The sequence below is a fragment of the Parazoarcus communis SWub3 = DSM 12120 genome (assembly GCF_003226565.1).
Taxonomy (GTDB): Bacteria; Pseudomonadota; Gammaproteobacteria; order Burkholderiales; family Rhodocyclaceae; genus Parazoarcus; species Parazoarcus communis.
This window is the reverse complement of sequence record NZ_QKOE01000013.1, coordinates 41,723-53,799: the sequence shown is the minus strand read 5'-3', so window position 1 is coordinate 53,799 and position 12,077 is coordinate 41,723. Positions and strand designations below refer to the sequence as shown.

The 12,077-nt window shown below is 62.5% G+C and carries 12 protein-coding genes; 10 read left to right on the top strand and 2 right to left on the bottom strand.

What is annotated here, in order from left to right; genetic code table 11:
* Nucleotides 1-57: 57 nt before the first annotated feature.
* Nucleotides 58-702, bottom strand: coding sequence for a M48 family metalloprotease (locus DNK49_RS16230; protein WP_207807009.1), 645 nt, complete (start codon nucleotides 700-702; stop codon nucleotides 58-60).
* Nucleotides 703-769: 67 nt separating this feature from the next.
* On the opposite strand from DNK49_RS16230, the gene DNK49_RS24140 reads away from it, so the two are divergent.
* The 10 genes from DNK49_RS24140 (at nucleotide 770) to DNK49_RS16185 (ending at nucleotide 10,762) form a co-directional block, all read left to right on the top strand.
* Nucleotides 770-943, top strand: a complete 174-nt coding sequence (locus DNK49_RS24140) for a hypothetical protein (protein WP_165843351.1) — start codon at nucleotides 770-772, stop codon at nucleotides 941-943.
* 319 nt (nucleotides 944-1,262) lie between these two features.
* Complete coding sequence (locus DNK49_RS16225) at nucleotides 1,263-3,365, top strand: 4Fe-4S binding protein (protein WP_110526812.1); 2,103 nt, start codon at nucleotides 1,263-1,265, stop codon at nucleotides 3,363-3,365.
* An 8-nt stretch (nucleotides 3,366-3,373) separates the two neighbouring features.
* Nucleotides 3,374-3,994 (top strand): TorD/DmsD family molecular chaperone, encoded by a 621-nt coding sequence (locus tag DNK49_RS16220; protein ID WP_243632401.1) that lies wholly within the window; start codon nucleotides 3,374-3,376, stop codon nucleotides 3,992-3,994.
* A gap of 52 nt (nucleotides 3,995-4,046) precedes the next feature.
* The gene (locus DNK49_RS16215) at nucleotides 4,047-4,253 is read left to right on the top strand and encodes a hypothetical protein (protein WP_110526808.1); all 207 of its coding nucleotides are present in this window, start codon (nucleotides 4,047-4,049) and stop codon (nucleotides 4,251-4,253) included.
* Nucleotides 4,254-4,267: 14 nt separating this feature from the next.
* Complete coding sequence (locus DNK49_RS16210; protein ID WP_110526806.1) at nucleotides 4,268-7,174, top strand: formate dehydrogenase subunit alpha; 2,907 nt, start codon at nucleotides 4,268-4,270, stop codon at nucleotides 7,172-7,174.
* A 16-nt stretch (nucleotides 7,175-7,190) separates the two neighbouring features.
* Nucleotides 7,191-7,823 (top strand): formate dehydrogenase FDH3 subunit beta, encoded by a 633-nt coding sequence (gene fdh3B / locus DNK49_RS16205; protein ID WP_110526804.1) that lies wholly within the window; start codon nucleotides 7,191-7,193, stop codon nucleotides 7,821-7,823.
* Nucleotides 7,820-8,047 carry a hypothetical protein gene (locus DNK49_RS16200; RefSeq protein WP_110526802.1) on the top strand — a complete coding sequence of 76 codons (228 nt, stop codon included), beginning with the start codon at nucleotides 7,820-7,822 and terminating at the stop codon, nucleotides 8,045-8,047. Before fdh3B ends, DNK49_RS16200 begins: the two co-directional genes overlap by 4 nt.
* A gap of 11 nt (nucleotides 8,048-8,058) precedes the next feature.
* Nucleotides 8,059-9,093 carry a formate dehydrogenase subunit gamma gene (locus DNK49_RS16195; RefSeq protein ID WP_110526799.1) on the top strand — a complete coding sequence of 345 codons (1,035 nt, stop codon included), beginning with the start codon at nucleotides 8,059-8,061 and terminating at the stop codon, nucleotides 9,091-9,093.
* The gene (locus DNK49_RS16190; protein WP_110526797.1) at nucleotides 9,090-9,305 is read left to right on the top strand and encodes a hypothetical protein; all 216 of its coding nucleotides are present in this window, start codon (nucleotides 9,090-9,092) and stop codon (nucleotides 9,303-9,305) included. The genes DNK49_RS16195 and DNK49_RS16190 overlap by 4 nt, the downstream gene beginning before the upstream one ends.
* Nucleotides 9,306-9,595: 290 nt before the next feature.
* The gene (locus DNK49_RS16185; protein WP_110526796.1) at nucleotides 9,596-10,762 is read left to right on the top strand and encodes a THUMP domain-containing class I SAM-dependent RNA methyltransferase; all 1,167 of its coding nucleotides are present in this window, start codon (nucleotides 9,596-9,598) and stop codon (nucleotides 10,760-10,762) included.
* Nucleotides 10,763-10,864: 102 nt separating this feature from the next.
* On the opposite strand, the gene DNK49_RS16180 is transcribed toward DNK49_RS16185, so the two are convergent.
* Complete coding sequence (locus tag DNK49_RS16180; protein WP_110526794.1) at nucleotides 10,865-11,998, bottom strand: PilT/PilU family type 4a pilus ATPase; 1,134 nt, start codon at nucleotides 11,996-11,998, stop codon at nucleotides 10,865-10,867.
* Between the last annotated feature and the right edge of the window lie 79 nt (nucleotides 11,999-12,077).

Below are 12,077 nucleotides of genomic sequence, written 5' to 3'. Positions count from 1 at the left end.
ATAGTTTTAGCCATCACTTATCTTGCCGCAAAAAGAGCTTACCGACCGACTCTGTCCCTATTTGGATGCAATTCGCGCTTCAAGACGTTTTGCGCGATCACCAGGTGCTGGATGGCTCGAGAACATGCTGCGTTGATTGCCGTGTAGCTTCTCGAGCTTACGCAGTGCGGTTACAGCCCCACCCGTTGGTTTGCCTGTCTTTTTCAGGAGATCGACGGCGAAGTCGTCAGCTTCGTTTTCTTGTGACTGCGAAAATTGTGCCCCAATCAGGGCCTGACCAAGTTCGCCGATACTTGAGGAGGACATGGCAGATACCGCGGTGTTACCACTAGCCGCACCGGCCTGCCGTGCCGCAAGCGTTGCATATTCTACTTGGAGCGCCTTCTTGGAGTGTCCCAAGACGACGTGGCCAATTTCGTGTGCGATGACGTATCGAACTTCGTCATCCGTCATGCTGTCGAGCAAACCACTGTAGAAGCGGATCGATCCGTTTGGCACTGCAAAAGCGTTAACCTCGGGTGAAATGTAAACCTTGTATTCCAGGCTTCGTCCTTCCACTTCCTTCCACCCCGCGGTGAGACCCGCCAGTCGTTTCGCGTGATGGCTGCCTGCGCTTGCAACACGGTTTTTTTTGTCATGATGTGCAATGGTTTGATCACCAAGTGTTTTGACGTCTCCGTCGGACAGGGTGGCTGCGGTCATCAGTGAAGCGCCAGCGTCCAACATGCCACCGAGATCTGTGCCGCTTGTCTTGCAGCCGGCCAAAGCCATGACCGAACACATTGCCAAAACCGAGTATCGCCTTGCTTGCATCGCCTTCTCCGCTTCAAATGAAGAGCTGATTATGCATTTATCAATGAATAATGTGAATAGGATATTTATGCGTCCTGCTCCAAGTGGTGTTTTAATGCTTGCGGGTAGAGCGACTCCGTTTGTTGTATGACTAACGTAGGGATGTGCAGACGAGTAAGTTGAGTCAGGTATCGAGCTAGGTCGCTCGTGTGAGGGTATGGTCACGTCGTGGAGACGGTGGCCGAGCATCTGTATCAGATGTCGTAGTCGGTCTGAGCTTTGGTGTTTTGTGCTGCTGCGACGCAGCATTTGCATAGGATGGGACAAACTGTCCTTTTTGGGACATTTTGTCTCGTTGATGACGGATGTTCTTTTTTTCATAGGATTTCTGCGGACTTTATCCGTCTTTCTTCCTCGCCTCTCCTGGTCTGAAATCTGCTCCTTGTTGTCACCTCCAAGGATGCGGGCCCATGCGCAACAGCAGCAAACAGATACGACTTTGCGATTGCAATCGCACACAGCCGCTTGACGGTGAGCGGCTGGGCAGTCTGCTCGCCGATGGCGAGCTGACGGTTCATCACGCCCTTTGCCGGCAGGAGCTGCCTGTGCTGGAGGCGGCGCTGGGGGGCGGTGGTACGGTGGCGGTCTCCTGTACGCAGGAGTCGGCGCTGTTCTCTGAACTGGCCGACTCCGTGAATGCAAGCCAGCGCATCCAGTTCTTCAATCTGCGTGAGAACGCAGGCTGGTCGGCCGAAGGTGCCCAGGCGACGCCGAAGATGGCCGCCCTGATCGCAGCGGCCACCGCCTTGCCGGAAGTCGAGCCGGTGCCTGCAGTGCAGATTTCGGCGGGGCGGCATCTGGTGATCATTGGCGAGGCCGGGGTTGCGCTGGGTTGGGCGGAGCGCCTTGCCAGCGGCTTTGACGTCTCGGTGCTGATCACCGAGCGCGCCGGCGATGTCGAGTTGCCGGCGGATAACGATTATCCAGTGTGGTCGGGCAAGCCGGTCGGCTTGAAAGGGCATCTGGGCGCTTTCGAGCTGAGCTGGCAGCAGCAGAATCCGATCGATCTCGAACTGTGTGTACGCTGCAATGCCTGCGTCAAGGCCTGTCCGGAAGGGGCAATCGGCTTCGATCTGCAGGTGGATACGCAAAAATGCGCTGAGCACCGCAGCTGTGTCAGCGCGTGTGGCAGCGTCGGCGCCATCGACTTTGCGCGCGTTGACGTGGCACGCAAGGAGACTTTCGATCTGGTGCTGGATCTGTCGGTCGAGCCCCTGATCAAGCGCGTCGAGTTGCCGGATGGTTATGCCGCACCGGGGCGCGATCCTTTCGACCAGGCAATGGCGGTGCAGGGGCTGGGTGAGTTTGTCGGCGAGTTCGACAAGCCGCGCTATGTGGCGTACGAGGCAAGCCTGTGTGCTCACAGCCGGTCGCGCAAGACCGGTTGCAGCAACTGCATCGAGGTCTGTGCGACTGAGGCGATTCGCCCGGCCGGCGACCAGGTGGTGGTCGATCCTTATCTATGCAAGGGCTGTGGGACCTGCAGCACGGTGTGTCCTTCAGGCGCCCTGTCTTTTCAGTACCCGCGGGCGACGGACCTTGGCAATGAGGTGAAAACCCTGCTGTCAGAGTATCGCCGTGCGGGCGGCACTGACGCCTGGGTACTGTTCCATGCTGCCGAGGCTGGCGCCAAGGTGATCGAACGCCTGGCGCGGCGGGGTCGGGGCCTGCCGGCACGGGTCATCCCGGTCGAGGTGTGGAGTGCGGATGCGATCGGTCTGGACATGATGCTGGGTACGCTCGCGCTGGGCGCCTGTCAGGTGGCCGTGCTGGGCGCCGGATCGCACGACCTGGCACCCTTGCGGGCCCAGGCCGGGCACGCCAATGCCGTGTTGTCCGCACTGGGGTATGGCGATGCAGTAAGCATCGTCGATGCTGCGGATGCCGATGCCTGGCCGCAACTGGAGCGTGCGTTGTGGAACGCGCCGCTTGCGCGTGGCGTGGCCCGCCCGGCCAGCTTCCGTCTGCTGCCGAAGAAGCGTGAGACGCTGGAGCTGGCACTGCAGCACCTGATTGCCGAGGCGCCCGCTGCGCAGACCGCCGCGGGTGTGCCGGCAGTGGTTGCGCTGAAACCGGGCGCGCCCTTTGGCCAAGTGCTGGCCAGCGATGCCTGTACCTTGTGCATGGCCTGTACCGGCGCCTGTCCGGCTGGCGCCTTGCGCGCCTCCAACGATTCCTACCGGCTCGACTTCATCGAGCGCAACTGTCTGCAATGTGGCTTGTGCGTGGCGTCCTGTCCGGAGTCGGCCCTGACGCTCGAGCCGCGTCTGCTGCTGAGCGACGAGGCGCGCCGTGCACGCAAGCTGCGCGAGGCCGAAACCTTCTGCTGTACCAGTTGCGGCAAGCCGATGGGGGCGTCGCCGATGATCGAGGCCATGATCGCCCGGCTGAGCGGTCATTCGATGTTTGGCTCGACCGAGCAGCTGGCGCGTCTGCGCATGTGCGGTGATTGCCGGGTGATCGACCTGATGAAGAACGAGAACAGCGTCAAGGCCTGGGACATGACCGAATGAACGCACCGATGAAGACTGACATTTCCCTGCAGCCTGTACCGAGCTGGTCCGAAGAGGACCGTGCCCGTGCCGACCACTATGCGTTGCTGGCGCGCTTGTTCTATGCCGCGCCGGACGAGGCGCTGTTGCAGGCCCTGGTGGCAAGCTCCAGCGTGCTGGGCCAGGGGCAGGGCGTTTTTGCCGAGGCCTGGCGCGCCCTCGGTGCGGCCGCGGCGTCACACAGCGCCGCTGCGGTGGCGGACGAGTACGCCGCCTTGTTCATCAGCGTGGGCAAGCCCAAGGTCATGCTCAACGGCTCCTGGTACCTGACCGGTTTCCTGCAGGAAGAGCCGCTGGCCGAGCTGCGCGATGAGCTGGCCGAGCTTGGCCTGGGCCGGCGTCAGGGTGTGGCCGAAACCGAGGATCATCTCGCCGCGCTCGCGGAGGTGATGCGTCATCTGGTGCTGACTGCGCCGGATGAGGCAGGGCTGGCGCGCCAGCGCGGCTTCTTCCATCGTCATCTGGCGCGTTGGTATGGCGATCTGGCCGCGGCGATCGCCGCGGCGCCGGAGGCTGATTTCTACATTCGGGCCGGTGGTTTGCTGCAGGCCTTTTTCGATATCGAACGTCAGGCGTTCGACATGGTGTGACCGTGCCCTTGCTGGGGTGCGGATTCCTTCTGATTGGTTGGGGAGAGCGAGGATGAGTGAGAACAAGACCAAGCTGTCGCGGCGGAATTTCCTGCTGTCGCTGGGGGCGGGTGGTGCTGCGGGTGCCGCCGCGGTGGCTGCAGTGAGCACGGGTTCGGCTGTGCCGGCTGTGCAGGAAGCGGCCAAGGCGGCAGCGACGGGCGAGCGTGCCGGGGTGACCGAGCACATGCGCAACTACTACCGCACAGCGCGTATCTGACGGGAGAGCGAACGATGTTGACCAAGAAAGCCGCCGTTGCTGCCGGTGCCGGCCGGCGCCTGCGCAATGCCGCCGCCCGTATCGTCGGGCAGACCATGGACCGTCGGGCCTTCCTGAAGCGTTCGGGTCTGGGCGTTGGTGCCGGGGCGATTGCCACCCAACTGCCTTACAACCTGATTGGCAGTGCCGAGGCCGCAAACACGGCGGAAAAGCGCACCGGCAGTGGCAACGAGGAAGTGCGCCGCACCATCTGTACCCATTGCTCGGTCGGCTGTGCTGCCGACGCGGTGGTCAAGAACGGGGTGTGGGTGCGCCAGGAGGCCGTGTTCGATTCGCCGATCAACCTCGGCGCCCACTGTGCCAAGGGGGCTGCGCTGCGCGAGCATGGTCACGGCGAGCACCGCTTGAAGTATCCGATGAAGCTGGTGGACGGCAAGTACCAGAAGATCTCGTGGGAGCAGGCGCTCAACGAGGTGGGTGATCGCCTGCTGAAGATCCGCGAAGAGAGCGGCCCTGACGCCACTTACTGGATCGGTTCGTCCAAGCACAACAACGAGCAGGCCTATCTGCTGCGCAAGTTCGTGTCCTTCTGGGGCACCAACAACTGCGATCACCAGGCACGTATCTGCCACTCCACCACGGTGGCCGGGGTGGCCAACACCTGGGGGTATGGCGCGATGACCAACTCCTACAACGACATGCAGAATGCCAAGGCAGCGCTGTACATCGGCTCCAATGCGGCCGAAGCGCACCCGGTGTCGATGCTGCATCTGCTGCATGCCAAGGAGAATGGCTGCAAGGTCGTGGTCGTCGATCCGCGTTTCACCCGCACTGCTGCCAAGGGCGACTACTACGTGCGCATCCGCTCGGGTACCGATATTCCCTTCATCTGGGGCATGCTGTACCACATCTTCCAGAACGGCTGGGAAGACAAGGCCTACATTCAGGCGCGCGTCTATGGCCTGGACAAGGTCAAGGAAGAGGTCATGAAATGGACGCCGGACAAGGTCACCGAAGTGACCGGCATTCCGGAGGAGCAGGTGTTCAAGACCGCCGAGATCCTGGCCAAGAACCGCCCGTCCACCGTGGTTTGGTGCATGGGGCAGACCCAGCACACGGTCGGCAACGCCAACGTGCGTGCGATGTGCATCCTGCAACTGGTGCTGGGCAACGTCGGTGTGTCCGGCGGTGGCACCAACATCTTCCGTGGCCACGACAACGTGCAGGGCGCGACCGATGTCGGCCCCAACCCGGATTCGCTGCCGGGCTACTACGGGCTGGCGGCCGGTTCATGGAAGCACTGGGCCAGCGTATGGGGGGTGGACTACGAGTGGATCAAGGGGCGCTATGTCTCGCAGGCGATGATGGAAAAGTCCGGCATCACCGTGTCGCGCTGGATCGACGGGGTGCTGGAGAACAATGAGCTGATCGACCAGGATTCGAACCTGCGCGCGGTGGTTTACTGGGGCCATGCACCCAATTCGCAGACCCGTGGCGCCGAGATGGTCGAGGCGATGATGAAGCTCGACACCCTGGTGGTGATCGACCCTTATCCGTCGGCCACCGCAGCGATGGCGGCGATGGTGCGCAAGGACGGCGTCTATCTGCTGCCCGCCTCCACCCAGTTCGAAACCTACGGTTCGTGCACGGCCTCCAACCGCTCCATCCAGTGGCGCGAGAAGGTCATCGAGCCGCTGTTCGAATCCAAGCCCGACCACACCATCATGTACGCCTTTGCCAAGAAGTTCGGTTTTGCCGACGAGCTGGTGAAGAACATCAAGCTGGAGAAGGACGCGCAAGGCTGGGATGAGCCCAATATCGAGGACATCCTGCGCGAGATCAACCGCGGTACCTGGACGATCGGCTACACCGGCCAGTCGCCCGAGCGGCTCAAGCTGCACATGAAGAACATGCACACCTTCGACGTCAAGACGCTGAAGGCAGTGGGTGGCCCTTGCGACGGTGAATACTTCGGCCTGCCGTGGCCGTGCTTCGGCACACCGGAAATGAAGCACCCCGGCACGCCCAATCTGTATGACACCTCCAAGCACGTCATGGATGGCGGCGGCAACTTCCGCGCCAACTTTGGCGTCGAGCGCAACGGCGAATCCTTGCTGGCGGAAGACGGTTCGGCCTCGAAGGGTGCCGACCTGCAGATGGGCTACCCCGAGTTCGACCATGTGCTGCTGAAGAAGCTGGGCTGGTGGGACGAACTGACCGAGGCTGAAAAGGTCGCGGCAGAGGGCAAGAACTGGAAGACCGACCCCTCCGGCGGCATCATCCGCGTGGCGATGAAGAACCATGGCTGCCACCCCTTCGGCAACGCCAAGGCGCGTGCATTGGTGTGGAACTTCCCGGATCCGGTGCCGCTGCACCGTGAGCCGATCTATTCGCCGCGCCCCGATCTGGTCGAGAAGTACCCGACGCATGACGACAAGATGGCGTTCTGGCGTCTGCCCACGCTGTACAAGTCGCTGCAGACCAAGGTCAAGGACATCTCCCGCGAGTACCCGCTGGTGATGACTTCTGGCCGTCTCGTCGAGTACGAAGGGGGGGGCGAGGAAACCCGCTCCAACCCCTGGCTGGCCGAATTGCAGCAGGAGATGTTCTGCGAGGTGAACCCGAAGGACGCCAACGATCAGGGCATTCGCAATGGCGACTACATGTGGGTCGAGTCGCCGACCAAGGCCCGCCTCAAGGTACGCGCCCAGGTGACGCCACGCGTCGGTCCGGGCACGGTGTTCCTGCCGTTCCACTTCTCGGGCTGGTGGCAGGGCGAGGACATGCTCAAGTATTACCCCGACGGTGCGGCGCCGATCGTGCGCGGTGAAGCGATCAACACTGCAACCACCTATGGCTATGACCCGGTGACGATGATGCAGGAAACCAAGACGACCCTGTGCCGTGTGATGAAGGCTTGAGGGGAAGGAGAAAAATATGGGACGCATGAAATTCCTGTGTGACGCCGAGCGCTGCATCGAGTGCAACGGCTGCGTCACCGCCTGCAAGAACGAAAACGAAGTGCCCTGGGGGGTGAACCGCCGCCGTGTCGTCACCATGAACGACGGTGTGCCGGGCGAGCGCTCGATCTCGGTGGCGTGCATGCACTGTTCGGACGCGCCCTGCATGGCGGTGTGTCCGACCAACTGCTTCTACAAGACCGAAGAAGGCGTGGTGTTGCACGACAAGGACCTGTGCATCGGCTGCGGCTACTGCTTCTTTGCCTGTCCGTTCGGCGCGCCGCAGTTCCCCAATGGCCCTGCTGCTTTCGGTGATCGCGGCAAGATGGACAAGTGCACCTTCTGCGCCGGTGGTCCGGAGGAAACCGGCTCCAAGGCCGAGTACGAGAAGTACGGCTCGAACCGCATCGCGGAAGGCAAGCTCCCCGCCTGTGCCGAAATGTGTTCGACCAAGGCCCTGCTGGCAGGCGATTCGTCCACCGTGTCCGACATCTTCCGCGACCGCGTGCTGCGCCGTGGCAAGGGCCTGGAGGCCTGGGGCTGGATGACCGCTTACGGCAGTGGTGATCAGCAGCGCGAGCAGAAGCGCGAGCGGGAGGGGCAGAAATGAAGGCGAAATCCCTGATCTCCGTTCTGGTGCTCGTGGCGGGCAGCATTGGCCTGTCGGCTTGCGGTGAGGTGCCGCAGGTCACCACCTACGAACAAGGCAAGTACCAGGGCAAGGCGGATGCCCAGCCCTGGGACAACCCGACCTTCAAGGGTGACAAGGCGGCCTGGGAGAAGGCGGTGAAGAACCGTGCCCGCAACCAGCACGAATACAACCGCATCCAGTGAGGAGGCTTGCCATGAAGACATTCTTCATGCGGCGCGGCAGCGCGCTGCGGCTGGCATTGCTGTGCTGGATGACGGCAGTGCTGGCGGCGTTTGCGCCGGTGCATGCGGCGGCTGATGCTGCGGCGGAGCAGGCCGCGCGCCAGCAGTCGCAGCCGCTCAACAATGCGCCGGTGTGGCGCGAGGTGCGTTCCGGCCAGGAGCATTTCACGGTGACGCGCGGACCAGAAGCCGGTGTGTTGATCCAGAGCGAGGGCAACACCTGGCGGCAGTGGCGCAATGGGCCGATCACCCAGTACGGCGGTGTGCTGCTGATCGTGGTGCCGGCGGCCATCCTGCTGTTCTGGCTGGTCAAGGGCACGATGAAGCTGCACGACAAGCCGACCGGGCGCAAGATGAAGCGCTTTTCCGGCTTCGAGCGCTTCGTGCACTGGGGGACGGCGATCACCTTCCTGCTGCTGGCGGTGACCGGCCTTGCCATCCTGTTTGGCAAGCATGTGCTGGCACCGATCTTCGGTCCGGCTTTCCTGGCCGGGTTGCTGACCGTGGGCAAGCTGATCCACAACTACGTGGGACCGGTGTTTGCCGGTTTCATCGTGTTGATGATCCTCGCCTTCCTGCGCGACAACGTGTGGCAGGCCTGCGATGCGATCTGGATCAAGCGCGCAGGGGGCTTGCTGGGCGGTGACCACGTGCCTTCCAGTCGCTTCAACTTCGGCGAGAAGACCTGGTTCTGGCTGGGGGTGACCTTCCTGGGCCTGACCGTGGCGATTTCCGGGTTGGTGCTGGATTTCCCCAACTTCGGCTGGACCCGTGCCGACATGCAGTTGGCCAACATTGTGCACGCGGTCGGCGCCATCGTGCTGCTGGCGCTTGCCTGCGGTCATATCTACATGGGTACGATCGGCGTCGAAGGCGCTTATCAGTCGATGAAGACCGGCTATGTGGATGAGACCTGGGCCAAGGAGCACCACGAATACTGGTACCACGACGTCAAGGCCGGGAAGTCCGGTCATCCTCAGGATTCAGTGACGGGAGCACGTACATGAACACGCTGTTGAAGTCTGCAGTTGTCGCCATCACCCTGGCCTTGGCCGGCGGTTCGGCCTTGGCCAAGCTGCCCCCACCCTCGGAAGAAGCCAAGGCCAAGGCGGAAGAAGCCAAAGCCAAGGCTGCGGAGGCCAGCAAACTGGCCGCCGAGCAGCTGTCCGCCGCCCAGGATCGCGTCGCGGCGGCCTGGAAGGCCAAGGCGGGCAAGTAAGCCCGCCTTGTCGATTGCCCCACGTCCGGGTTCGTCATTCCTCCCTCCCTCACTTGAGCCCGGGCGATTCGAGTCCCCGCCAGCAGCATCGGCGGGGCTCTTTTTTGGTATTTCCACCCACCTTGGACCGGGGACGGTGGCTGTGGCTGCCGACGACGACGCCTCAGCGATGACGGCGTCCGGTCGGGTAACGCCTGCATGTGCTCGACCGGATTCTGTGAGGTCAAGCAGGCTGGAGCAGAGGGTCGAGCTACAATCCGCGCTTATTCCGATTTTTCAGTGGAGCCCTCATGGCCGAATCCTTCTTCTCCCCCTGCCCGCGCGGTCTGGAAACCCTGCTTGTCGACGAGCTTCGTGGGCTGGGGGCGGCCAGTGCGGAGGCGGTGCATGGTGGGGTGATGTGGACGGGTGACTGGACTGCCTGCTATCGCGCCAATCTGGAGAGCCGGTTGGCGACCCGGGTGTTGTGGCGGGTGGCGCGGGGGCGTTATCAGGGTGAGATCGACATCTACAAACTGGCCTACAGCGTGACCTGGGCCAAGTGGTTCACCCCGGATGACAGTATCCGGGTGTTCGTCACTGCCCAGCAGTCGCCGCTGAAGAGCCTGGAGTTCATCACCCTGCGCATCAAGGATGCGGTCTGTGATCACTTCCGTACCGTGATCGGTAGCCGGCCCAATGTCGATACCGCCAACCCGGCGGTTCGTATCCAGGCTTTCCTGACACGCGACATGGTCACCCTGTATCTCGATACTTCGGGTGAGCCACTTTACAAGCGCGGCTTCAAGTCTGCTGCCGTGCAGGCGCCGTTGAAGGAGAACATCGCGGCCGGCATTCTCAAGCTGACCGGCTGGCAGCCGGGTGAGGCGCTGATTGACCCAATGTGCGGCAGTGGGACTTTCCTGATCGAAGCCGCCCAGATGGCGCTGGATATTGCCCCTGGTCTGGGACGGCACTTTGGCTTCGAGGTGTTCAAGCATTTTGATGCCGCGGCGTGGGCCTCGGTGCGCAAGGCGGCCGAGGCGCGCCGCAAGCCGGCTGCGCCGCTGGCGATCTTCGGTTCGGACGTGGTCGGCGATCAGGTTCGTCGCACGCGTGAGAATCTGAGCGCTGCCGGGCTGGCGGCGTGCGTTACGCTGGACCGCGCCGATCTGCTGGATCGTCAGCCGCCAGCGGCGAACGGCGTGTTGGTCACCAATCCCCCCTATGGCGTGCGAATTGGCGAGACGGAAGAACTGGCCGCGTTCTATCCCCGCCTGGGGGATGCACTCAAGAAGCACTGGGCAGGCTGGCGCTGCTACTTCTTCAGCGGTGACATGAGTCTGGCCAAGCTGATCGGCTTGAAGGCGAGCAAGCGCACGCCCTTGTTCAATGGTGCGCTGGAGTGCCGGCTGTTCGAGTACAAGGTGATTGCCGGCAGCAATCGCGACAAGCCGCGCGATTCCACAGCCAGCTGAAGTGGCGACCGCCTTCGGGGAGGTGCTCCGCGCGGGTGAATGAGTCTGCTGCGCGGGTCGGTTGCGATATGGCCGCTCGCGACGACGGCGTCTTGCCGGTGCTCAGACGATGTCGAGGTTCTTGATGCCGGCCGACATGTCCTTGTCGGAATGCTTGCTGTTGAGCTTGATCTGCAGACGCAGGTCGTTGACCGAGTCGGCGTTGCGCAGCGCGTCCTCGTAGGTGATCAGCTCTGCCTCGTAGAGGTCGAACAGGGCCTGGTCGAAGGTCTGCATGCCCAGTTCGCGCGAGCGCTTCATGATGTCCTTGATGCCCGGCACTTCGCCCTTGAAGATCAGGTCGGAGATCAGCGGAGAATTGAGCAGGATTTCGACAGCCGGAATACGGCCCTTGCGGTCCTTCATCGGTAGCAGGCGCTGCGAGATCATCGAGCGCAGGTTCAGCGACAGGTCCATCAGCAATTGCGAACGGCGATCTTCCGGGAAGAAGTTGATGATTCGGTCGATCGCCTGGTTCGCGCTGTTGGCGTGCAGTGTGGCCAGGCAGAGGTGGCCGGTTTCGGCAAAGGCGATCGCATAGTCCATGGTTTCGCGGTCGCGGATTTCACCCATCAGGATGACGTCGGGTGCCTGGCGTAGCGTGTTCTTGAGCGCAGCCTCCCAGTTCTCGGTGTCGATGCCGACTTCGCGCTGGGACACGATGCAGTTCTTGTGCTGGTGAACGTATTCGATCGGGTCTTCGACGGTGATGATGTGACCGTAGCTGTGCTCGTTACGGTAATCCACCATCGCTGCGAGCGAGGTCGTCTTGCCGGTACCGGTGCCGCCAACGAAGATCACCAGGCCGCGTTTGGCCATGGCGATGTCGCGCAGCACGGCGGGCAGGCCGAGCTCGTCGAAGGTCGGGATCTTCAGCGCGATGGTTCGCAGTACCAGGCCGACCCGGCCCTGCTGGATGTAGGCATTGGCGCGGAAGCGCCCGATGCCGGCCGGCGAGATGGCGAAGTTGCATTCCTTGGTGGCTTCGAACTCGGCGGCCTGGCGGTCGTTCATGATCGCGCGTGCCAGCTCGGCGGTATGTACCGGCGACAGTGCCTGGTTCGACTGCGGCACGATGCGGCCGTCGATCTTGATCGCGGGCGGAAAACCAGCATTGATGAAAAGGTCGGACCCGTTCTTCTGCAGCATCAAGCGCAGCAGGTCGTTCATGAACTTGAGTGCCTGATCGCGTTCCATTTTCCGCTCCCGCCCGGCCACATGTCGCACATGTGGCGTCTGAGGTTATTGTTGTCCTGTCCCTGAGCCTGCCGTGCGC